Annotated in this window: 20 protein-coding genes and 1 tRNA gene; 10 read left to right on the forward strand and 11 right to left on the reverse strand. The window is 70.4% G+C overall.

From position 1 onward, the window contains the following. Positions 1-91: 91 nt before the first annotated feature. Positions 92-1,819 (reverse strand): diguanylate cyclase CdgB, encoded by a 1,728-nt coding sequence (gene cdgB, locus AB0D57_RS05160; protein ID WP_362067168.1) that lies wholly within the window; start codon positions 1,817-1,819, stop codon positions 92-94. Between the two features lie 377 nt (positions 1,820-2,196). Between cdgB and AB0D57_RS05165 the strand changes: the two genes are divergently transcribed. After that, complete coding sequence (locus AB0D57_RS05165) at positions 2,197-2,772, forward strand: flavin reductase family protein (protein WP_362067170.1); 576 nt, start codon at positions 2,197-2,199, stop codon at positions 2,770-2,772. Positions 2,773-2,884: 112 nt separating this feature from the next. Here the strand turns inward: AB0D57_RS05165 and AB0D57_RS05170 are convergent, their stop codons facing one another. Both AB0D57_RS05170 and arfB read right to left on the reverse strand, forming a co-directional pair. Beyond that, positions 2,885-3,166 carry a hypothetical protein gene (locus AB0D57_RS05170; RefSeq protein WP_362067173.1) on the reverse strand — a complete coding sequence of 94 codons (282 nt, stop codon included), beginning with the start codon at positions 3,164-3,166 and terminating at the stop codon, positions 2,885-2,887. Between the two features lie 158 nt (positions 3,167-3,324). Then, positions 3,325-3,753, reverse strand: coding sequence for an alternative ribosome rescue aminoacyl-tRNA hydrolase ArfB (gene arfB, locus AB0D57_RS05175; protein WP_362067175.1), 429 nt, complete (start codon positions 3,751-3,753; stop codon positions 3,325-3,327). Between the two features lie 218 nt (positions 3,754-3,971). On the opposite strand from arfB, the gene AB0D57_RS05180 reads away from it, so the two are divergent. Then, the gene (locus AB0D57_RS05180; RefSeq protein ID WP_362067177.1) at positions 3,972-4,547 is read left to right on the forward strand and encodes a TerD family protein; all 576 of its coding nucleotides are present in this window, start codon (positions 3,972-3,974) and stop codon (positions 4,545-4,547) included. Positions 4,548-4,626: 79 nt separating this feature from the next. On the opposite strand, the gene AB0D57_RS05185 is transcribed toward AB0D57_RS05180, so the two are convergent. Together AB0D57_RS05185 and AB0D57_RS05190 are read right to left on the reverse strand one after the other, a co-directional pair. After that, positions 4,627-5,124, reverse strand: coding sequence for a cupin domain-containing protein (locus tag AB0D57_RS05185; RefSeq protein ID WP_362067179.1), 498 nt, complete (start codon positions 5,122-5,124; stop codon positions 4,627-4,629). A 187-nt stretch (positions 5,125-5,311) separates the two neighbouring features. Then, positions 5,312-6,763: a M1 family metallopeptidase gene (locus tag AB0D57_RS05190; protein ID WP_362067181.1), complete on the reverse strand. Its 1,452-nt coding sequence runs from the start codon at positions 6,761-6,763 to the stop codon at positions 5,312-5,314. Positions 6,764-6,770: 7 nt separating this feature from the next. Between AB0D57_RS05190 and AB0D57_RS05195 the strand changes: the two genes are divergently transcribed. Further along, positions 6,771-7,271, forward strand: coding sequence for a hypothetical protein (locus tag AB0D57_RS05195; RefSeq protein ID WP_362067183.1), 501 nt, complete (start codon positions 6,771-6,773; stop codon positions 7,269-7,271). Between the two features lie 277 nt (positions 7,272-7,548). Here AB0D57_RS05195 and AB0D57_RS05200 read toward each other — a convergent pair whose 3' ends face one another. Next, complete coding sequence (locus AB0D57_RS05200) at positions 7,549-8,265, reverse strand: pentapeptide repeat-containing protein (protein ID WP_362067185.1); 717 nt, start codon at positions 8,263-8,265, stop codon at positions 7,549-7,551. A gap of 128 nt (positions 8,266-8,393) precedes the next feature. Here AB0D57_RS05200 and AB0D57_RS05205 point away from each other — a divergent pair, with 128 nt between their 5' ends. The 3 genes from AB0D57_RS05205 to AB0D57_RS05215 all read left to right on the forward strand — a co-directional run bounded on the left by AB0D57_RS05205 (position 8,394) and on the right by AB0D57_RS05215 (position 12,392). Next, entirely contained in the window at positions 8,394-9,566 is a 1,173-nt protein-coding gene (locus AB0D57_RS05205; RefSeq protein ID WP_362067187.1) for an NAD(P)-binding protein, read from the forward strand. A gap of 107 nt (positions 9,567-9,673) precedes the next feature. Continuing rightward, positions 9,674-10,684: a zinc-binding dehydrogenase gene (locus AB0D57_RS05210; protein ID WP_362067190.1), complete on the forward strand. Its 1,011-nt coding sequence runs from the start codon at positions 9,674-9,676 to the stop codon at positions 10,682-10,684. A 100-nt stretch (positions 10,685-10,784) separates the two neighbouring features. Continuing rightward, positions 10,785-12,392, forward strand: a complete 1,608-nt coding sequence (locus AB0D57_RS05215) for an MFS transporter (protein ID WP_362067192.1) — start codon at positions 10,785-10,787, stop codon at positions 12,390-12,392. A 64-nt stretch (positions 12,393-12,456) separates the two neighbouring features. On the opposite strand, the gene AB0D57_RS05220 is transcribed toward AB0D57_RS05215, so the two are convergent. From AB0D57_RS05220 to AB0D57_RS05230, 3 genes are read right to left on the reverse strand one after another with little or no spacing between them, the layout of a single operon-like run. Next, positions 12,457-12,930 (reverse strand): GNAT family N-acetyltransferase, encoded by a 474-nt coding sequence (locus AB0D57_RS05220; protein WP_362067194.1) that lies wholly within the window; start codon positions 12,928-12,930, stop codon positions 12,457-12,459. 51 nt (positions 12,931-12,981) lie between these two features. Next, a complete protein-coding gene (locus tag AB0D57_RS05225; RefSeq protein ID WP_362067196.1) occupies positions 12,982-14,391 on the reverse strand; it encodes an FAD-dependent oxidoreductase in 1,410 nt (469 codons plus the stop codon). Between the two features lie 10 nt (positions 14,392-14,401). Next, the gene (locus AB0D57_RS05230; RefSeq protein ID WP_362067198.1) at positions 14,402-15,088 is read right to left on the reverse strand and encodes a rhomboid-like protein; all 687 of its coding nucleotides are present in this window, start codon (positions 15,086-15,088) and stop codon (positions 14,402-14,404) included. 34 nt (positions 15,089-15,122) lie between these two features. Here AB0D57_RS05230 and AB0D57_RS05235 point away from each other — a divergent pair, with 34 nt between their 5' ends. Then, positions 15,123-16,022 (forward strand): aminoglycoside phosphotransferase family protein, encoded by a 900-nt coding sequence (locus tag AB0D57_RS05235; protein ID WP_362067200.1) that lies wholly within the window; start codon positions 15,123-15,125, stop codon positions 16,020-16,022. 8 nt (positions 16,023-16,030) lie between these two features. Here AB0D57_RS05235 and AB0D57_RS05240 read toward each other — a convergent pair. Further along, positions 16,031-16,107: transfer RNA gene (locus AB0D57_RS05240), tRNA-Thr, on the reverse strand. A 212-nt stretch (positions 16,108-16,319) separates the two neighbouring features. Between AB0D57_RS05240 and ugpC the strand changes: the two genes are divergently transcribed. The 3 genes from ugpC to AB0D57_RS05255 all read left to right on the forward strand — a co-directional run bounded on the left by ugpC (position 16,320) and on the right by AB0D57_RS05255 (position 18,964). Then, a complete protein-coding gene (gene ugpC / locus AB0D57_RS05245; RefSeq protein WP_362067202.1) occupies positions 16,320-17,456 on the forward strand; it encodes a sn-glycerol-3-phosphate ABC transporter ATP-binding protein UgpC in 1,137 nt (378 codons plus the stop codon). Positions 17,457-17,706: 250 nt separating this feature from the next. Continuing rightward, positions 17,707-18,156, forward strand: coding sequence for a hypothetical protein (locus tag AB0D57_RS05250; protein ID WP_362067204.1), 450 nt, complete (start codon positions 17,707-17,709; stop codon positions 18,154-18,156). 76 nt (positions 18,157-18,232) lie between these two features. Beyond that, a complete protein-coding gene (locus AB0D57_RS05255) occupies positions 18,233-18,964 on the forward strand; it encodes a nucleotidyltransferase family protein (RefSeq protein ID WP_362067206.1) in 732 nt (243 codons plus the stop codon). An 88-nt stretch (positions 18,965-19,052) separates the two neighbouring features. Here AB0D57_RS05255 and AB0D57_RS05260 read toward each other — a convergent pair whose 3' ends face one another. Beyond that, entirely contained in the window at positions 19,053-20,765 is a 1,713-nt protein-coding gene (locus tag AB0D57_RS05260; protein ID WP_362067459.1) for a DoxX family membrane protein, read from the reverse strand. Positions 20,766-20,821 lie beyond the last annotated feature (56 nt).

Here is a 20,821-nt window from a genome sequence, read left to right on the forward strand (position 1 = left end):
TCAAACGCGGTACATGGATGAATGTCGAGCCTACCCGCTCCCAGGGGGCCAAACGGGGGGCCTTCACCACACCAACCCACTGACCTGCTACTTATCCGGCACGCCGATGTTGTTTGGGACGAGACCGTTTCTCGACGTACATACGTTCGTCGGCGGATTTGAGCACCTCGTCCGCGGTCATGCCGCACTGTGCCCAGCCGATGCCGAAGCTGGCGCCCACCCGGACGGCCCGGCCGTCCACACGGATGGGCGGAATGATCGCGTTCCGCAGCCGTACGGCGAGGTCCGCCGCGTCCGCTCTGCCGAGCCCGTCGGCGAGCACCACGAACTCGTCACCGCCGAGCCGGGCGACCGTGTCGCCGTCCCGGACGCCGTTCGTCAGGCGTCTGGCGACCTCGATGAGCACGGCGTCGCCCGCGTTGTGCCCGAACCGGTCGTTGATCGACTTGAAGCCGTCGAGGTCGCAGAAGAGCACCGCGAGCCCCTTGGCGCCGTCGTCCGTCTCCCCCTCGGGCGCGACGGTGTGCACATGGTGGTCGAAGGCGTCGTACGCCTCGGAGCCGGGCCCGAAGCCGAAGCCGTGCCCGTTCCCGCTGACGTGACCGTTCTCACCGGCATGCCCGTCGTGTCCGGCCGGTCCGCCGTGCTCGGCCGCCCGGTCCGCGTACGGCCCGTGTCCGTACGCCGCGTCCAGCGACTCGACCGCGCCCGGAACCTCGGCCTGCGGGCGCCGGCAGATGCGGGAACCGAGGCGGGAGCGCAGCTCGGCGGAGTTCGGCAGGCCGGTGAGCGAGTCGTGCGAGGCGCGGTGGGCGAGCTGGAGCTCGCGGCGCTTGCGCTCCTCGATGTCCTCGACGTGCGTGAGCAGGAAGCGCGGGCCGTCGGCGGCGTCCGCGACGACGGAGTTGCGCAGCGACACCCAGACGTACGTGTTGTCGCGGCGGCAGAGTCTCAGCTCCGCGCGCCCGCCCTCCGCCGAGGTCCGCAGCAGTGTGCCGATGTCCTCGGGGTGGACGAGGTCGGAGAAGGCGTAGCGGCGCATCGCGGAGGCGGGGCGGCCGAGGAGACGGCACAGGGCGTCGTTCGTGCGCAGGATGCGGCCGTGCTGATCGCCGCCCATCTCCGCGATCGCCATGCCGCTCGGGGCGTATTCGAAGGCCTGCCGGAAGGACTCCTCGCTGGCGCGCAGGGCTTGCTGCTCGCGCTCGAGGCGGACCAGGGCGCGCTGCATGTTCGCGCGTAGACGCGCGTTGCTGATCGCGATGGCGGCCTGGAAGGCGTACATCTGGAGCGCCTCGCGCCCCCACGCGCCCGGTCGTCGGCCGTTGCGCGGCCGGTCCACGGACAGGACGCCGATCAGCTCGCCGGTGCTCGCGCCGGAGACTCCCGCGGTGTACATCGGGGCGAAGAGGCGGTCGGAGGGGTGCCACTCGTCCTCGAACCGGGGTGCGGGCCCTTCGGTGTACCACTGCGGTACGTCGTCGTCGTCGAGGACCCAGCCCTCGGTGTGCGGTATGAACCTGAGGTCGCCCCAGGCCTCGCCCATGTTGAGCCGCCGGTCCCAGGAGGTGCGGGAGCCGACGCGGCCGGTGATGAGTGCTTCGGCGGCGGAGTTTCCGGCGAGCGCGGCGACCACGAGGTCGCCGTCCGGGCGTACGAGGTTGACACACGCCAGCTCGTAGCCGAGGCCCGTGACGACGCCGTCGGCAACGGTCTGCAGCGTGTCCGCCAGGCTCCGCGCGGTGTTCATGTCCGCCATCACCTGATGCAGCTGCCGCAGGGTCGCAAGACGGACATAGGGCTCCGACTCGGTCTCCATGCGCCCTCCCCTCGAGACCTCGCAGCAACTCCAGGGTTGTCTTCGGCGTACCTGGTTCTCTGTACCTGGTTCCCTAACGCGTACTACCCGGTAGCTTCTTCCATAGCTCCCAGCCACTGAATCACAGCGCGCTGCCCACTCGGTACACAGGGTCAACAAAATATGGCTCCTGTGACTCAAGTCACAGCCGAAGATGAACAATTGAGTGGGGTTTCTGCATTTTCCCTGTGTGTTTACTGAACGCATGCCTGAAGGTCGTGCGGACACTGTGAGCGGTTGTGTCCGTTCTGCGCCCCCCGGGTCCTAGGACCCAGGTAGGTCCCGGTTCGGGCCACGGCCCCATGTGGCGTGCCAGGGGCGGAGACTAGCGTTTCGGCGTGCTGAACACTCCCCTTGTCGCTCCCTCCGCCCCTGCGCCCACCCCCTCCGTGCATGCTGAGGGGGTGAGCAACGACGAGTTCCGCGCCGCCATGACCCGGCTGGCCGCGGGCGTGGTTCTGGTGACCGCGCACGAGCCCGCGCTGGATCCGGACGGGCCGGGCGGCGAGGACGTCGGCATGACGGCGACGGCCTTCATGTCCGTCTCCCTGGACCCGCCGCTGGTCCTCGTCAGTCTGCGCGAGGGCTCCCGCATGGACGACCTGCTCGACGAACAGCCCCTGTGGGCCGTCTCCGTGCTCTCCGAGAGCCAGCGCCACGTCGCGGGCCGCTTCGCGATGAAGGGCCGTATCAGCGACCGGCTGCTCTTCGAGGACATCCCGTACGTCCGCGGTGAGGCGTCCGGGGCGCTCCTGGTGGGCGGCTCCCTGGCGACCCTGGAGTGCCGCACCGAGCAGCGGGTGCCCGCCGGCGACCACACCCTCGTCATCGGCCGCGTACTGACGGCATCGGTGCCGAGCGCGGACGGCGGCCCGCTGACGTACTTCAAGGGCCGGTACCGGCAGTTGGGCTGATCCGGGGGCCCAGGGGGCCTACCGGTCGAGAACCGTGACGCCGAGCCCGGCCGGCCGCTCTCTGTTCTGTTTTGTTCTTTGCTGGAGTTCGCCGTCACTCATCGCTTGTCGCTCACGTCTCCGGAACGGCGCTCAACCGCAGTCGGCCGGCTCCCGGGGCACGCTCCACCTCGACCGCCGCCACGGAGTCGTCGTCGAAGCGAAGGGTGAAGTACGGGCTGGCCTCGATCAGGAACTGCATGTCCTCACTCGCACCGCTGTCCAGCGGCGGGGAGACGACGGCGTCCCACGCACGGGAGTCGGGCACCGCGGCCAGCCGGACAGGGATCCGCGCCAGGCAGCTCGATCGGTTGGCCCACCACTCCAGATGCGCCCTGTCCTCGTATCCGTCCATGCCCCGAGAGTAGCCACGAGTGATCGCCAAGGCCTGTCGCAGCGAGGACCCGTCCTAGGGCCCGTCCAACGGATCATGCCGCAGACGCAGGGTCTGGCACGCCCATCGGCGCTGATCAGGCTCCGTTGCTTCCTTCGACCTGATCCGCCGGACAGGCCCTAGCCCCAGTCGCGCCCGGAACGCCCCCGTTTGGTGTCGGAGCGCTGCTTCTTCTCGCGCAACCGCCGCTCGTTGATCCCTCGGGGGATACGGCCTGCCCGGCGCGGCTTGGGTGGCGGTGCGGTCGCCTCGGCGAGCAGGGAAGCGAGTCGTACGGCCGCGGTCTCCCGGTTGCGCCATTGCGACCGGTGCTCGGAGGCGCGGACGATGATGACCCCGTCGACGAGCCGCCCGGCGAGCTTGGCGAGGGCGCGCTCCTTCCAGACCGGGGGCAGCGCCTCGGTCTTGGCGAGGTCGAACCGCAGCTCGGCCTGGGAGTCACTGGTGTTGACGTGCTGTCCGCCGGGCCCACTGGAGCGCGAGAAACGCCACATGAGCTCGGCCTCGGGAAGGGAGACGGAGCCGCGGATGACGTAAGGACCGGACATGGGTCCATGGTCGCGTGTCTGTCCCGTCCACGTCACCCTGTTTTCGCCGCCCCGTGCCCACGGCCGCTCCCCGCCCCGAAGGTAAAGAAAGTAAAGAGGGCCGGAACCTTTGGTGCCCCCATCGGCGTTCTTACGAGTAGCTGTAGCTTCGTGCCCGTACGAAGCCCAAACGTACGGGCACAGCGCACGTACGCAAACGAGGGAAGGGACTCCCAACAATGGCTGTAAGCCTGTCCAAGGGTGGCAACGTCTCGCTCACCAAGGAGGCTCCGGGCCTGGCCGCCGTCACCGTGGGCCTCGGCTGGGACGTCCGCAGCACCACGGGCACCGACTTCGACCTCGACGCCTCGGCCATCGCGGTCAACACCACGGGCAAGGTCTACTCGGACGCCCACTTCGTCTTCTTCAACAACAAGCAGACCCCGGACCAGACCATCGTCCACACCGGCGACAACCGCACGGGTGAGGGCGCCGGCGACGACGAGGCGATCAACGTGAACCTGGCGGGCCTCCCCGCCGACGTCGACAAGATCGTCTTCCCGGTCTCCATCTACGACGCGGAGAACCGCTCGCAGAACTTCGGCCAGGTCCGCAACGCCTACATCCGCATCCTCAACCAGACCGGCGGCACCGAGATCGCCCGCTACGACCTGAGCGAGGACGCCGCCACCGAGACCGCGATGGTCTTCGGCGAGCTCTACCGCAACGGCGCCGAGTGGAAGTTCCGCGCGGTCGGCCAGGGCTACGCGTCGGGCCTGGTGGGCATCGCCCAGGACTTCGGCGTCAACGTCTGATCCGTACGCGGCAGTTTCGGAGCCCTCCCCCGCACACCTGTAGGGGAGGGCTCCGCGCGTGTAGGGACCGCCACGGGAGCTACAGCCCCGTCGGCTTCGGATCGCCTGTGCCGGTCGCGTCGTTCGCGTCGTTCGCGGTGGGGCCCTGCAACAGGGTGAAATCCGCGAAGTCGAAGCCGGGAGTGACCAGACAGCTGACGAGGACTTCCTCGTCGCTCGCCGGTACGGCGCTCTGCCAGTGATGTGCGGGGACGAGGTGCTGGAGCGCGTGACCGCCGGACGCGTCCGGGCCCAGGAAGTGAGTGGTCACCACCGTGGGTTCGGGGCCGGGTGGGCTGGTGCGCAGCAGGAGCGGGCCGCCGGTGCGCCAGAGCCAGATCTCGTCGGAGGCGACGGTGTGCCAGGCCGACCGGTCGGCGGGACCCAGCAGGTAGTGGATGAGGGTCGCCGACGGGCGGGGTCCGCCGTGCTCGGGGTGCGGGACCGTCACCGGGGAGGTGTAGAGGCGGCGGTACCAACCGCCCTCGGGGTGAGGGGCGAGGTCCAGCGCGCGCACGGTGTCGGGAGTCTCGGTCATGTGTGGTCCTCCACGGCCGGCGATTTCACCGACCTCGGATGGCGAATCGAATGGCATAAGGGAATCGCATTCCTCGGATCGCAGCACCGATACCTCGGCGGACGCGTTGTCGCCGCCCCGGCTCCCTCAGCTGCTCAAGGAGATGCGGGGTACGCCGCGCAGGGGATGACCACGGTCTTGGGCATGTTCACGGCTTCGGCGGCTTGCCCTCGCCGTACAGCCAGTCGTCCCAGATCTCGCTGAAGTCCTTGCCCGGCGCCATCTTCTCGACGTACGCCGTGAAGTCGGCGGTGTCGGCGTTGGCGTGGCGGTGGGTGGTGGCCCAGCCCCGGATGATGTCGTCGAAGGTGTCGTCGCCGACGGTCTGGCGGATCTTGTGGAGGACCATGGCGCCGCGTTCGTAGACGGGGTCGTCGGAGACATGGGCGGCGCCGGTGGGTTTCGCCGGGGGGAAGGCCCAGATCCCTTCGCCGGCGTCGGAGTCATCGCCGAGGTCGCCCCGGTAGAGGGCGTCGAAGGTCTCCTGAGCCGTGGCGCCCCCGTGGTCCTCCTCCCAGAGCCACGCCGCGTACGTGGCGAAGCCCTCGTTCAACCACATGTCCTGCCAGGACTTGGGCGTGACGGAGTTGCCGTACCACTGGTGGGCCAGCTCGTGGACGAAGAGCTCGATGGCGGGGGCGCCGGGGAAGACGGAACGGGTCTGGGTCTCCAGGGCGTAGTCCACGTCGTCGGAGCGGTCGATGATCGCGCCTGTGGAGGAGAAGGCGTACGGGCCGAACCTGCGCACCGCCCAGTCCATCATCTCGGGGATGCGCGCCAGCACCTGCTTGCTCGCCTCGGCCTCTGTCGGGTCCACGGCGACATACACGGGCAGGCCGCTCTTCGTCACGGTGCGCGTGATGTCGTACCTGCCGATCGCGACCGTCGCGAGATAGCTCGCCATCGGTTCGGCGGTGTGCCAGGTGGACGTCGTACGACCGTCGGGGGTCGTCCTCTCGCTCTTCGGCTCGCCGTTGGAGACCGCCCGCACGCCTTTGGGGACGGTGACCGTGATGTCGTAGGACGCCTTGTCGGAGGGGTGGTGGTTGCCGGGGAACCACGCCATCGAACCGATGGGCTGACCGAGGGCGAGAGCCCCGTCGTCGGTGGGCAGCCAGCCCTCGGCCGGGGTGTCCAGGTCGATGATCGTCTCGGGCGTGCCGGAATAGCGGACCGTCGTGCGGAACGTCTCGCCCTTGTCGAGGTCGTCGCGCGGGCGCACGGTCAGTTCCTGCCCGGCACGGTTCCAGCGGGCGGCCTCGCTGCCGACAGTGACGCCTTCGACGTCCAGTCCCTCGAGGTCAAGGTTGAACGCGCTGAGGTTCTGGGTGGCGCGCGCCGTGATCTCCGCCGTGCCGGTGAGATGCTGCGCCTGGGGGTCGTAGGCGAGGGTCAGGTCGTAGTGGGTGACGTCGTAGCCACCGTTGCCCATCTTCGGGAAGTACGGGTCGCGTACGCCGGAGGCGCCGGGTTTTCCGTGCACGCCACTTCCGCCGCACGTGGCCAGACCGAGGGCCAGGGCCAGGACCAGGGTCAGGAAAAAGGGGATAGATACGGAGGAACGGGGCACGCTCTTGATACTACGAGAGCGTGACACCATCAGCTACGTGCTCGACATCGGCTACGCCCTCTCCAACCGCTTCCCCGACCCCCCGCAGACCGACTACCGCCGCGCGGACGTCCACGCGCTGCGGCACGACCTGTTCTGCGGCGACGTCTACCTCGCCGACACCAAGGCGGACCGGGAGCTGTCCACAGCCTGGGGATGGGTGCCGGTGCTCGACTTCGCCTGGGCGCTGTGCGACATCGTGGAGCAGCTCGACCAGGACCCGCGCGGCAGCCGGGCCTCGCGCCCCCAGCACGCCGAACTCGACTTCACCGAGTCGACCGACCGCATGCTCTTCGAGCGCCGCTTCGGCTGGGTGGACGTCGAGGCCGACTGGATGCCGCGCGACGAGGAGCCGCTGACCTTCTCCCACGCCGCACTCCGCCGCGAGGCCCGCGACTTCCTGCACGACCTGATCGCCGACCTCACCGACCTGCACGAGGCGCTCCGCGAGAACCCGGCGATCTGGACGCTGGAGGCCCGCTTCCCTCGACTGCCCTGAGCCGACGCGGACCTCACTGGGGGCTACGCCCCCAGCCCCCCCTCACGCCGGACAAGCCGAGTACAGCCGCTCCGCACCGAGAACGCACGCCCCTCACCCCGCCGGAAAGCGCACGCCCTTCACCGTGCCGGAAGGCACACGGCCCTCACCCTGCCGGAAAGCACACGGCCCTCACCCTGCCGGGAAAGCGCACCCCCCTCACCCTGCCGGAAGGCACACGGCCCTCACCCTGCCGGAAAGCACACGGTCCTCACCCTGCCGGGAAAGCGCACGGCCCCTACCCTGCCGCCTCCACCCGCACCCCTATCTGCGCGGCCAGCACCGGTGCCAGATCGAGCAGTTGAGACGGGCTGATCACTGCCCCCGCCAGCCGGTCCACGCCCCGGGCGATGTCCAGCTCCGCCGCGCGGCGCAGGTCCACGTCCACCAGGGTCGCCGCGGTCAGGTCCGCCCCCTTCAGGGCGCAGTCCACGAACTCCACGCGCTCCAGCCGGGCGCCCCCGAAGTCCGGCTCGACCAGCACGCATCCCTCGAAGACGACATCCTTGAGCCGGGCCTTGCGCAGATTCAGGTAGTCGATCTTGCCGCCCCGGATCAGGACACGCTCCAGGACGGAACCGTGCAACTGCACGCCGCCCAGCCGCGCGTCGACCAGCTCGACGTCACGCAACGTCGACTCGGCGAGATCGGTACCCACCCCCCGTATGCCCGTCAGGACGGAGTCCAGCACGCGCGCGTGGCGCAGCCGCGTCTCGTCCAGCGCACACCCCGTCAGGGCGCAGTCCATGAAGCGCGCACCCCCGCCGTCCTGCCCGCCGAAGTCCAACTCCCGGAAATCCAGCCCGTCATAGTCTCCGTCGGGCTCCAGCCCGAAGCCGTCGTACGCCTCCAGCGACGGCAGCCGCACCTCCGGTCGCCGCGCCCCCGCCACCCGCTTCTTCCCCTTACCCGCCGTGCCCGACCCGCCGGTCCCGCCCGCCGCTTTCCGCACCATGCCCCCATACTGCACCCCACCACTGACAACCGCCCCTGACCTGCCAGTTCGCCTCCCGATGTCACATTCCGGGCCCCTCGATCAGTCGTACTCACCAAGAGGAATCCGAGGCAAGGGAGAGGCCAACCATGCACCGCATCACCGTCATCGGCGGCGGCTTCGCCGGACTCACCGCCGCCATCACCGCCGCCGAGGCAGGCGCCAAGGTCACCGTGTACGAGGCCCACCACACCCTCGGCGGCCGGGCCCGCACCGCCGATGGCCCGTACCGGGCGAACGAAGGTCCGCACGCCCTCTACAGCGGCGGCCCGCACTGGACCTGGCTCCAGCAGCGGGACCTGATCGGGCCGCTCGCCCCCGTACCGCTCCTGGAGCCCGCCCGGCTGCGCCTGCACCACAAGGGCGCCCTCCGCCGCACCCTGCCCTTCGCCCTGCTCAAGCTGCTGCGCCGCAGCTCCCGACAGGCCCCTGTCGACACCGATTTCATGTCCTGGGCGGCGGCACAAGCGGGCGAAGAAGGCGCCCGCGCGGCCGCGCACTACTCCGCCGTCACGCTCTTCCACCACGACCCCGGTTCGCTCTCCGCGGCCTTCGTGCAGCAGCGGCTGCGGCGTGCCGCCAACCCGCTCTCGGAAGCGCGTCATCCCCTCGGCGGCTGGGCGGATGTCATCGACCGGATGGCGGCCCGCGCCTGGAATCTTGGCGTCCGCATAGAGACCCTGGCCAGGGTGGACGCCCTCCCCGAAGGCCACGGTCCCGTCGTCGTCGCCACTTCCCTGGACGCCGCCCGTCGCCTCCTCAAGGACGACTCGCTGACGTGGACCGGTGGCCGTACGGCGCTCCTCGATCTGGCCCTGCGCACCCGTCGCGGCGACGCGTTCGCCGTCTCCGACCTGGACGCGCCGGGCCGACTGGAGTGGTTCCGTGCGCAGGACCGCACCCCCGCCCGGGCCCGTGAGCAGCTCGTCCAAGGGCAGATCCCCATCGCGCCGCACGAGTCCCGGGCCGACGGCATCGCCCGCGCGGAGCATCTCCTGGACCTCGCCTTCACCGGCTGGCGCGAACGCGTCACCTGGCGGCGCGAGGCCGTGGCGCGGGGGCGTACGGGTGCGGTGGACCTGCCGGGTACCAGTTGGCGCGACCGGCCCGGCATCGACCGCGGCGACGGCGTCTATCTCGCGGGCGACCAGGTCGCCGCCCCCGGCGTGCTCTCGGAGGTCTCCTTCAACAGCGCGCTCGAAGCGGTCACGCTGGCCTTCGGGATCCGGAGGCGTCTTGACCTCAAGCAAGCTCGAGGTTGAAGGCTGGGGCTCACCGCCACACGGCGCCACGCCGCACCACACGGCGCCACGCCGCACCACACGGCCCCGCGCCGCACCACACGGCGCCACACGCAGAGGAGCCCTCCATGCACGCCATCCGTCTCCACACCTTCGGCCCGGCCGAGAACCTCACCTACGAGAAGACCGAGGATCCCGAGCCGGGGCCGGGCCAGGTCCGTATCGCCGTGGCCGCGGCCGGCGTACACCTCCTGGACGCCGCCCTGCGGGAAGGCGCCCAGGGCCCGGCACCCGCCCCCACCCCGCTCCCCACGATCCCCGGCCGCGAGGTCGCCGGCATCGTCGAGTCGCTCGGCGAGGGGACGGACAGCCGCTGGCTCGGCAAGCGCGTCGTCGCCCACCTCGGCTTCGCCCTGGGGGTCCCCCCAGGCTCTTCAAGCTCTGGGGGAGGCTACGCCGAACTGGCCGCCACCGACATCGACCGCCTGCACGAGATCCCGGAGAACCTGGACTTCGCCCAGGCCGTCGCCATGATCGGAACGGGCCGTACGACGATGGGGATCCTGCAGTTCGCCGAGCTGGGCCCCGATTCCGTGGCCGTGATCCCCGCGGCCGCGGGCGGCATCGGCACCCTCCTCGTGCAATACGCCCGGCACGCGGGCGCCACCGTGATCGGCCTCGCGGGCGGCCCGGAGAAGGTCGCCCGCGTACGGGAGAACGGCGCCGACCTGGCCGTCGACTACACGGACACCACCTGGCCACGGCAGGTGCGCGCCCACCTGGACGGCCGGAACGCCACCGTCGTCTTCGACGGCGTCGGCGGCGCCACGGCCCGCGCCGCCGTCGACCTCCTCGGCCCCGACGGCAAGCACATCGTCTTCGGCTGGTCCGGCGAGGGCATCCGAAGCGGGGAACCGCTGCTCGTGGAGGACGTCTCGGAGCAGGTCCTCGGCCCCGTGATGATGCGGAAGGCGGGCGGCCCCAACCCCGTCCGCACCCTGGAACTGCGTGCCCTCGCCGAAGCCGCCGCCGGCCGCCTCACCCCGGCCGTGACCCGCTTCCCGCTCGCCCAGGCCGCCGCCGCCCACCGGGCCCTCGAAACCCGGGGCACGATCGGGAAGGTGGTACTCGAGCCCTGACCAGGAGCGCCATATGAAAGGATGTAAAGACGGCAACGACGGCAAAGACGGCAAAGATCGTCAAGGTGCGGCCCCTACTGATTCATGGTCTTCTGGGCAGGTGAGCGCCACCCGAACAGGTGAATCCGGCGCCCCCGGAGCCCCCGAAGGTGCCGACCCCCACCGCTGGTGGGGCCTGGTGATCATCGCTCTCGCGCAGTTGATGGTCGTCCTGGACGCGACCATCGTGAACATCGCGCTCCCCTCCGCACAGCAGGACTTGAACATCTCCGACGGCAACCGCCAGTGGGTCATCACCGCGTACACGCTGGCCTTCGGCGGGCTCCTGCTGCTCGGCGGCCGGATCGCCGACCTCGTCGGCCGAAAACGCACCTTCGTCTTCGGGCTCATCGGCTTCGCCGTGGCCTCCGCATTCGGCGGCGCGGCGACCTCCTCCGGCATGCTCTTCGGCGCCCGTGCGCTCCAGGGCGCCTTCGCCGCCGTACTGGCCCCCTCCGCGCTGTCACTGCTCACGACCACCTTCACCGACCCGAAGGAGCGCGGAAAGGCCTTCGGCGTCTACGGCGCCCTCGCGGGCAGCGGATCGGCGATCGGCTTCATCGCGGGCGGACTGCTGACCGAATACCTGAACTGGCGCTGGTGCCTGTATGTCAACATCCCCATCGCCGTCGTCGCGGTCTTCGGCGCGGTCACGCTGCTGCGCGACCGCCCGGGCAGCAGGGGCGCCCGTCTCGACGTACCCGGTGTACTGCTCGGCTGCGGAGGCCTGGTCGCGATCGTCTACGGCGTCAGCGAGGCGGAGTCGCTCGGCTGGGCGGACCCACTGATCCTGGCCCTCCTCGCGGCCGGAATCGTGCTGCTCACGACCTTCGTGTGGTGGCAGGCCCGGGCCCCCAGCCCGCTCCTCCCGCTCCACATCGTCAAGGACCGCAACCGCGCGGGCTGCTTCCTGACCATGTCGCTCGCGGTCGTCGGCATGTTCGGCATGTTCCTGTTCATGACCTACTACCTCCAGGTCGTGCTCGGCTACTCGCCGCTGAAGACGGGCCTGGCCTTCCTGCCCCTGACCGTCGCGATCGTCATCGGCTCGACACAGATATCGGCGCGGCTGCTGCAACACGTGGCGCCGCGCGTGCTGATGGTCCCCGGCATGATCCTCGCGTCCGCCGCGATGCTGATCTTCACCCAGCTCACCGTGGAATCCGACTACGTGGGCCAACTGCTGCCCGGCCTGTTCCTGATGGGCCTCGGCATGGGCCTGACCTTCATGCCGGTCTTCGCGACCGCCACCGCCGGGGTCGCCCCGCAGGACGCGGGTGTCACCTCCGCGACCGTCAACACCTCGCAGCAGGTAGGCGGTTCGATCGGCACGGCGCTGCTGAACACCATCGCCGCCACCAGCGGCGCGGCCTATGTCACCGCGCACCTCGCCGACCCCGCCCAGCGCGACCAGGTGGTCCGCGAGGGCATCGTGCACGGCTACACGGTGGCCATCTGGTGGGCCACCGGCATCATGCTCCTGGCCGGCCTGGTCGCGGGCCTCATGGTCACCGCGAAGGCCCCCAACCACACCGCCCCCGCACAGACACCCCGGCCCGAATCAGTCCCGAGAAACTCGACTCAGTTCCATGAAATCGACTCAGCCCCCTGCGCCCGACTCAGACCCATGAACTCGACTGAGATTCATGAGTCCGACCCAGACCCATGAACTCGACTCAGACCCACGAGCCCGACCCAGACCCACGAGCCCGACTCAGACCCACGAGCCCGACTCAGACCCGTGAACCCAGCTTCCCCAACGCCTCGTCCGTCAGCCGGTACACCGTCCACTCGTCCTGCGGCCGCGCGCCCAACGCCTCGTAGAACTCGATGGAGGGCCGGTTCCAGTCGAGCACCGACCACTCCAGACGCTCGTACCCACGCTCGACGCAGATCCGCGCCAACTCGGTGAGCAACGCCTTGCCGTGCCCGCCTCCGCGCGCCTCCGGCCGTACGTACAGGTCCTCCAGGTAGATGCCGTGCACCCCGCGCCAGGTCGAGAAGTTCAGGAACCACAGCGCGAACCCGACCGGCTCCCCCGCCTCCTCGGCGATGTGCGCGAACGCGGCCGGGTTCTCCCCGAACAGCGCCTCGGCCAGCTGTCGCTGGGTCGCCCGGGCCTCGTCCGGCGCCTTCTCGTACTCGGCCAGCTCACGGACCATCGCGTGGATGGCGGGGACGTCGGCGGGGGTCGCGGTACGAATCATGGGCGCAGTGTCACACGGGCGGCGTAACACGGGCGGCGTCGCACCGACAGTTCAGTGCCGCCCGGCCACCCGGTCCGCCAGCCGCGCGAGCCGCGACGACCGAGCGCTGTGCGTGATCAGTTCACGCCGGTCCGCCGTGCGATAGGTCGCGTACATGCCCTGCACGCCGATCCAACGCAGCGGCTCCGGCTCCCACTTGCGGACCTTGTGGTCGACCCAGGGCAGACCGGTCAGGTCCGTCGGGCCCGCCTGGCCGGAGTCCCGCTGGACGAGGTCGCGGAGCGTGCGCGCGGCGAGGTTGGTGGTGGCGACGCCGGAGCCGACGTAGCCGCCGGCCCAGCCGAGGCCCGTCGAGCGGTCCAGGGTGACCGTGGCGCACCAGTCGCGCGGCACCCCGAGGACACCCGACCAGGCGTGCTCCACCCGCACCCCGGTCAGGAACGGGAAGAAGCGGACCAGAATCTCGTACAGGGCATCGATGGTCGCCTGCTGGGTGCGGCCGTCGTTGTCCGTGCGGGAGCCGAAGCGGTACGGGACGCCGCGGCCGCCGAGCGCGATACGGTCGTCGGCGGTGCGCTGCGCGTACATGTACGCGTGCGCCATGTCGCCGAGCGTCTCGCGACCCTCCCAGCCGATCGCGGACCACTGCTCGCCGGTCAGCGGCTCCGTCGCGATCATCGACGAGTTCATCGGCAGCCAGGTGCGCTTCTGGCCCTTGAGGTTCGCGGTGAAGCCCTCCGTGCAGCGCAGAATGTACGGCGCGCGGACGGTCCCGTACGGCGTCACCGCGTGCTTCGGACGGATCTCGGTGACCGGCGTCTTCTCGTGGATCGTGACGCCGAGCGCCTCGACGGCCGCCGCCAGCCCCTTGAGGAGCTTCACCGGGTGCAGCCGGGCCCCGTGCGGGGTCCAGGTCGAGCCGACCACGTCCGCGACCCGGACCCGCTCGGCGGTCTCGCGGGCGCCGTACAGCTCGCGGTCCTTCTCGCCGTACGACAGCTCGTGCGCGTGGAAGGCCTTGAGGCGCGCCAACTGGGCAGGGGTGTACGCCACCTCGAGGACGCCGCCGCGGTGGATGTCGGCGTCGATGCCCTCCTCGGCGGCGACCCGGACGACCTCGTCGACCGTCTCGTTCATCGCCTGCTGGAGGCGGACCGCCGCCTCGTGGCCGTGCCGCTCGGCGTAGTGGTCACGGCCCGCGATGCCGTTGTAGAGCCAGCCGCCGTTGCGCCCCGAGGCGCCGTAGCCGCAGAACTTCTGCTCCAGGACGGTGACGCGGAGGAAGGGCGCCGCCTTCTTGAGGTAGTACGCGGTCCACAGGCCCGTGTAGCCGCCGCCGACGATGACGACGTCGGCGTTCGCGTCACCGGGCAGGGGCTCGCGCGGCGCGGGGAAGCCGTCGTCCGCGTACCAGAACGAGATCCCGCCGTTGACCGTGCCCCTGCCCATGCCGCTGCTCATGGCCCGGACGTTAACCCCTGAGAGCGGCCAGTGTCTCCTTCGGATTCCATGCTTTTCCGCGGCCCCTGACCAGCGGACAGCAGGCCAGCCCGATCAGGACCGAGATGAAATGTCCGAAGTCGGTGAAGGTCCGGCCGATGAGCAGCGGCAGTCCGTAGAGGACGAGGAGCATCGCCATATACGGGTACCGCCACGGTGCCACGATGCGGTAGGCGAGGACCGCGATCACGCCCGCCAGCGCGTAACTCACCCCGATGTCCAGGGTGTCGACCGCGGAGTGCGGCGCCGCCCCGCGACGGATCGCCGCCATCAGCACGCCCTCGCTGATCAGCGACGCCAGGACGTGCGCGGCCACACACACGACCAGCCAGCGCGCGGTGCCGAGCCAGCGCTCCGCCTGGGCGTGGAAGAGGGTGTAGAGGACGGCGTACGGCAGCCAGAGTCCGCCGTCGATCCACATCGCGCTGGAGATCAGCACCCGGACGGGGTTGTCCGACAGCTCATGGATGTTCGTCGAACGCTGCCGCAGGAAGTCCGCCTCAAAATCCGGCGACATGTGGTGCAGGGCCACGGTGGTGACGAAGAGGATCGACAGCCAGATGTACGTGCCGGGGGCGCTGCGGATGTACGTTCCCGCGCGGCGCAGGTACGTCCCCGCGCCGCGACGTCCGTCCGCCGCGCCCCGGTCAATGCGCATGAGCCGATCCACCCGCGTAAGTAGGATCGCCAGGGTGATTGACGTTCCGGACGAACTGGCCGCCTCGCAGCACAAGTACAACGGAGCGGCCGGTCGCGCCTTCATCAGCGCGCTCCCCGGGCGGGCGGCGGATTTCCTGGAGCGCTGGGAGCTGCGCCTCGACGGTCCCCCCATGCACGGCGTGGCCGCCCTGGTCCTCCCCGTGCTGCGGGCCGACGCGTCCCCGGCCGTGCTCAAACTCCAGCTCCTCGACGAGGAGAGCGCCGGGGAACCGGTCGCGCTGCGCGTCTGGGCCGGCGCCGGGGCCGTACGCCTGCTCGCGCACGACGCGGCCACCTGCACCCTGCTGCTCGAACGGCTCGACCACACCAGGATGTTGACGTCCGTGCGGGACTCGCGCGAGGCGGTCCTCGTCATCGCACGGCTGCTGGCCCGCCTGACCGCCGTACCGGCCCCGGTGGAACTGCGGCGGCTCGGGGACATCGCGGCGGCGATGCTGGAGCAGGTGCCGTGGGCCCTGCGGCAGATCCCCGACCCGGCCGACCGCCGCCTGATCGAGGACTGCGCGGCCGCCGTCCGCGAGGTCGTCGCCGAGCCCGGTGACCGACTCCTGCACTGGGACCTCCACTACGAAAACGTCCTCGCCTCCGGCCACCACGAGGGCTGGATCGCCATCGACCCCAAACCTCTCGCGGGCGACCCCGGCTTCGATCTCCTGCCCGCGCTGGGCAACCGCTTCGAGCCCGACGAGATCCACTGGCGCTTCGACGCGATGACCGACGTCATGGGGCTGGACCGGGAGCGGGCCCGTGCGTGGAGCCTGGGCCGCGTCCTGCAGAACACTCTGTGGGAGATCGAGGACGGGCGCCCGTTGGAGGGGGACCGGCTGGAGATCGGGCGGCGGCTGCGCCGAAAGCGGCGTACGAGCCGCTGATCAGTTGTTGGAGCCCCCTGTCGGATTCGAACCGACGACCTTCGCTTTACAAGAGCGGCGCTCTGACCAGCTGAGCTAAGGAGGCATGCACGCGCGTGCCATGTACGTGCCCGTGCAGTGTACCCACGTCACAGCCGCGCCCTCTCGAAAATTTCCGCGAAGTTCACAGCGCTCCAGGTACTGACAGACCAGGTGAACGCGAGGTACCGTCCTGACCCAGTTCACCCGTGTGGACTACACCACCACCTTTACAACGGATCGTCCGGCACGTTCCTGCCGGTGAAGGGGGCCTTCACCATGGCCACTGTCTCGTTCGACAAGGCGACCCGGATCTACCCGGGCACCGAGAAGCCCGCCGTCGATGCTCTGGAGATCGACATCGAGGACGGCGAGTTCCTCGTCCTCGTCGGCCCCTCCGGCTGCGGCAAGTCCACCTCGCTCCGCATGCTCGCGGGGCTCGAGGACGTGAACGCCGGCGCCATCCGCATCGGTGACCGCGACGTCACGCACCTGCCGCCGAAGGACCGGGACATCGCGATGGTGTTCCAGAACTACGCGCTCTACCCGCACATGACCGTCGCCGACAACATGGGCTTCGCGCTCAAGATCGCCGGCGTCAACAAGGCCGAGATCCGCCAGAAGGTCGAGGACGCGGCGAAGATCCTCGACCTCACCGACTACCTCGGCCGCAAGCCGAAGGCCCTGTCCGGCGGTCAGCGCCAGCGCGTCGCCATGGGCCGCGCCATCGTGCGTGAGCCCCAGGTCTTCCTCATGGACGAGCCGCTGTCCAACCTCGACGCCAAGCTCCGCGTCTCGACCCGTACGCAGATCGCGTCGCTGCAGCGCCGCCTCGGCATCACCACGGTGTACGTGACCCACGACCAGGTCGAGGCCATGACCATGGGCGACCGGGTGGCCGTGCTCAAGGACGGTCTGCTCCAGCAGGTCGACTCGCCGCGCAACATGTACGACCGTCCCAAGAACCTCTTCGTGGCCGGCTTCATCGGCTCCCCGGCCATGAACCTGATCGAGGTCCCGATCACCGACGGCGGCGTGAAGTTCGGCAACTCGGTCGTCCCGGTCAACCGCGAGGCCCTCAAGGCCGCCGCCGACAAGGGTGACACCACCGTCACGGTCGGCGTCCGCCCCGAGCACTTCGACATCGTCGAGCAGAGCGACGGCGCCGCGAAGTCCCTCGCCAAGGACAGCGAGGACGCCCCGGCGGGCCTCGCCGTCTCGGTGAACGTCGTCGAGGAGCTCGGCGCCGACGGCTACGTCTACGGCAGCGCCAAGGTCGACGACCGGATCACGGACCTGGTCGTCCGTGTCAGCGGCCGCGCGGTCCCGGACAAGGGCGCCACGCTGCACGTCGTGCCGCGGCCGGGCGAGACCCACGTGTTCTCGACCTCCACCGGCGAGCGCCTCTCCGACTGACGCGCCTGGCGCTGCCGCGCCTTGCGCAAGTCGGGGGGACGGAAACCGCGACACGGTCGAATTCACCCAAGTTGACGAAGAGGGCCCCGCAGCACGTTGCGGGGCCCTCTTCGTTGTCGACAAATACCCCGGCAGGCCGGACATTTCGATATGTGTGCGTCAACGCCTTACCCGAAATCCGGGGCTTCCTTGTCCCCCAAACCGGTGACTAAATGTCGCCAAATCATCACCCCACGCTACTCTCACTCGCGTGAAGCACTCCACCACTAACCAGCGGACCCGGCTCGGCCGTGGCCCCGCCCGCCGGATCGGCCGCACCCTCGCCCTTGTACTTCCTGTCGTCCTGGTGCTCTCCGGGACCCTCGCGGTCACCCGAGTCAACTGGTCGGGGACCCACTCGGACTCGGTGCTCACCGCCTCCTCGACGGACGTCTCCTCCCGGGCCGCCTCCCGCGCCCCGCAGGACGTCCTGCGCGACCGACTCCTGCTGGAGCTCCAGGAGAAGAACCCGGGCGTCGCCCTCACCCACCTCCAGGAGGCGGTGAACGACCGCCCGTCGCTCGCGAAGCACTGCGTCTCCATCGCCCGCGCCCTCGGCCGCGCCGCGGTCCGCGTGTACGGCCCGACGCGCGCCCAGTCCTTCGCGCGCCCCGTCTGCGACACATCCTTCGCATCGGGGGTCGCGGCCACACAGCTCTGAGCCGTCACCTCTGGGCCGTCATCCGGGACCGGTTGCCGCCGGAAACCGCCGACGGGGCGCCACGTACAGTTCGGGCATGACCGATCCGAACGCCGCGTCGCGCCCCGTTCAAGCCGTTGTCCTGGCCGGTGGACAGGGCTCCCGGCTGCGTCCCTACACCGACGACCGGCCCAAGCCGATGGTCGAGATCCCGGGCACCGGGACCCCGATCATCGGCCATCAGCTGACGTGGCTCGCCGAAGAGGGCGTGACCGACGTCGTCGTGTCGTGCGGTCACCTCGCCGGCGTCCTCCAGAACTGGCTGGAGTCGGCCGATCTGCCGGTCAACGTGACGACGGTCGTCGAGACGGAACCCCTCGGCCGGGGCGGCGGCCTCAAGCACGCGGCCGCTCACCTCCCCCACCCGGACCAGGCCTGGTACGCGACGAACGGCGACATCTGGACCCGTTTCTCGCTGCGCGACATGGCGGACTTCCACACCGAGCGCGACGCCGTCGCGACGCTCGCCCTCGCCCGCCCGCGCATCCCGTGGGGCGCCGTGCAGACGGACGGCTTCGGCCACATCACGGACTTCATCGAGGCCCCGCCGACCACGTACGAGATCAACGCGGGCGTCTATGTCTTCTCCCCCGAGTTCGCCGCCCTGCTCCCCGAGCGCGGCGACCACGAGCGCACCACGTTCCCGCACCTGGCCCGCGAACGCCGCCTGGCAGGCTTCCCGCTCCCGCAGGGCGCGTACTGGCGCGCCATCGACACCGCGAAGGACCTCACGGAGGCAGCCAAGGAGCTCGCGGCTCTGGGGCGTTGAGCGAGCTTTTCGACGGTACGACGACGGGGCCTCGCACCTGTGCAGGTGCGGGGCCCCGTCGTCGTACCGTGTGCCGCTCTGGAGCCGGCTACCCCAGGAGACCGCCGACGAGCCCGTCCGAGCCGCCGGAGCCCGTGCCGCCGGAGTTGCCGGCGCCGCCGCTCGAACCGCCCGTGGAGCCGGTCCCGCCCGAAGCCGTACCCCCGGATCCGGTGCCGCCGCTGGACGTCGGGCCCACGCTCGTGCTCGGGGCCTGCTCCACCGGTGCGGACTGCTGGGGCGGGGCCTGGCCGGCGCCGCCGCCCTGGGTCTGGGTGGGTCCGCTGGTGACCGTGCCGCCCGTCTCGCGGACCTCCTCGGGCGTGGTGGCCGGGTCCGACGGCGACGAGGAACTGCCCTGGGTGGGCGCCTCGGCGGAGGCCGACGGCGGGGTGGGCTTCTCCCGGCTCTCGTCGGGCGTCTCGGGAAGCGCCGAGCCGGGCAGTTCGTTGCGCGGGGCCTCGCCGGGGCCGGGCACGACCACACGGTCGGCGTCGCGGACGGCACCGCCGAGGAGCGAACCGACGAGCAGCGTGAGCCCGACGACGACGGTCGTGACGAGCGCGCCGCGGCGCAGTACGCGCCGCCGCAGCTCCCAGATATCGACGCGCGGCCCGAGCGTGCGCCAGGCCTCGCCCGCGAGACGGCCGTCGGCGGAGTAGACGGGGGCGCCCGCGATGATCAGCGGGGACCAGGCGGCGAGGTAGATGATGTCGGGCGCGTCGTACGCGGGCACCGTCTTCCAGCTGACGGTGACGAGGAGGGCGGCCGACAGCATCGCGGCGACGAACGCGGCGACCCGCTGCCACAGGCCGAGCACGGTGAGGACGCCCACGATGACCTGGAGGAAGGCGATGACCAGCCCGGAGCCGACGGGGTGCTGGAGCGCGAACTGCCGCAGCGGCTCGGCGACTTCCCAGGGGTGCAGCGTGTTCAGCCACGTCACCATGGAGCCGCGCTTGCCGCCGTCGAAGTACAGGGGGTCGCAGAGCTTGCCCATGCCGGCGTAGATGGAGATGCACCCGAGGAAGACACGCAGCGGGAGCAGCACCACCCCGAGGTTCATGCGGCGGCCGGGGTAGTAGGCGTGGCGGACCGAGTCGGAGGCGTGCCGCCTGCTCGGCACCTCACCTTCGTCGCCCTCGTCGCCCGCGTACTCGCCGCATGCGTACTCGTCGGCCGCGAACTGGTCGTCCGCGTACCTCGGTTCGTCGTACGCGCTGTCCACGCTGCGCATGTTCGGCAGCAGACGGGGCTCGCCGGGAGCGTGGGTGCGCTGGCTGCCGACGAGGGGCGTACCCACCGTGTCGACGGTCCTGTCCCCGGTCGTGTCGGCGTCGTAGCCGCCGAGTTCTTCGATGCGTGGGATGACCTGGGTCGCGCCGGCGTCGCCCGCCGGGGCCGCGGCACCGTGGCGCAGGCTCGTGCTCCGCACGGCCTGCAGCAGCCGGTGGGCGCCCGTGTCGTCCGGCGCGGACTTCCCGCTCCAGACGACGGGCGCGCGGCGACGGCCGCCGGCCGCGCCCGCTCTGCCCGTCGTACCGACGACGGGGATCCGCGCGGTGTCGTCGCCGGAACTCAAGTGCCGTGCGATGCGCGGGGATTGACTCCGTGTCGCAGCGCCCAGCTGCACGCGGAAGCTCGCATGATTGACGATGACCTGCGCCGGATCGCTCGGCACCTTCACCATGCTCAGCGCGGGAGCGTCGTCGTATCCCGACGAGCGGTCCCCCGTGGGTGTGCGGGGTGTTCTGGTGTCCACACTCATCTAACCGAATGACGTGTGTTTAGGACACTGCCTTGACAGCGCCGATCTGT

The organism is Streptomyces sp. NPDC048275 (assembly GCF_040652275.1).
GTDB lineage: Bacteria > Actinomycetota > Actinomycetes > Streptomycetales > Streptomycetaceae > Streptomyces.

What these genes read in the sequence shown, in the direction of transcription:
- AB0D57_RS05200 (WP_362067185.1), bottom strand. Translation starts at nt 8,265, where the DNA reads ATGGTGCGGAAAGCGGCGGGCGGGACCGGCGGGTCGGGCACGGCGGGT.
- AB0D57_RS05255 (WP_362067206.1), top strand. Translation starts at nt 18,233, where the DNA reads ATGACCGATCCGAACGCCGCGTCGCGCCCCGTTCAAGCCGTTGTCCTG.
- AB0D57_RS05170 (WP_362067173.1), bottom strand. Translation starts at nt 3,166, where the DNA reads ATGGACGGATACGAGGACAGGGCGCATCTGGAGTGGTGGGCCAACCGA.
- AB0D57_RS05220 (WP_362067194.1), bottom strand. Translation starts at nt 12,930, where the DNA reads ATGATTCGTACCGCGACCCCCGCCGACGTCCCCGCCATCCACGCGATG.
- ugpC (WP_362067202.1), top strand. Translation starts at nt 16,320, where the DNA reads ATGGCCACTGTCTCGTTCGACAAGGCGACCCGGATCTACCCGGGCACC.
- AB0D57_RS05180 (WP_362067177.1), top strand. Translation starts at nt 3,972, where the DNA reads ATGGCTGTAAGCCTGTCCAAGGGTGGCAACGTCTCGCTCACCAAGGAG.
- AB0D57_RS05190 (WP_362067181.1), bottom strand. Translation starts at nt 6,763, where the DNA reads ATGGTGTCACGCTCTCGTAGTATCAAGAGCGTGCCCCGTTCCTCCGTA.
- AB0D57_RS05230 (WP_362067198.1), bottom strand. Translation starts at nt 15,088, where the DNA reads ATGCGCATTGACCGGGGCGCGGCGGACGGACGTCGCGGCGCGGGGACG.
- AB0D57_RS05205 (WP_362067187.1), top strand. Translation starts at nt 8,394, where the DNA reads ATGCACCGCATCACCGTCATCGGCGGCGGCTTCGCCGGACTCACCGCC.
- arfB (WP_362067175.1), bottom strand. Translation starts at nt 3,753, where the DNA reads ATGTCCGGTCCTTACGTCATCCGCGGCTCCGTCTCCCTTCCCGAGGCC.
- cdgB (WP_362067168.1), bottom strand. Translation starts at nt 1,819, where the DNA reads ATGGAGACCGAGTCGGAGCCCTATGTCCGTCTTGCGACCCTGCGGCAG.
- AB0D57_RS05210 (WP_362067190.1), top strand. Translation starts at nt 9,674, where the DNA reads ATGCACGCCATCCGTCTCCACACCTTCGGCCCGGCCGAGAACCTCACC.
- AB0D57_RS05185 (WP_362067179.1), bottom strand. Translation starts at nt 5,124, where the DNA reads ATGACCGAGACTCCCGACACCGTGCGCGCGCTGGACCTCGCCCCTCAC.
- AB0D57_RS05225 (WP_362067196.1), bottom strand. Translation starts at nt 14,391, where the DNA reads ATGAGCAGCGGCATGGGCAGGGGCACGGTCAACGGCGGGATCTCGTTC.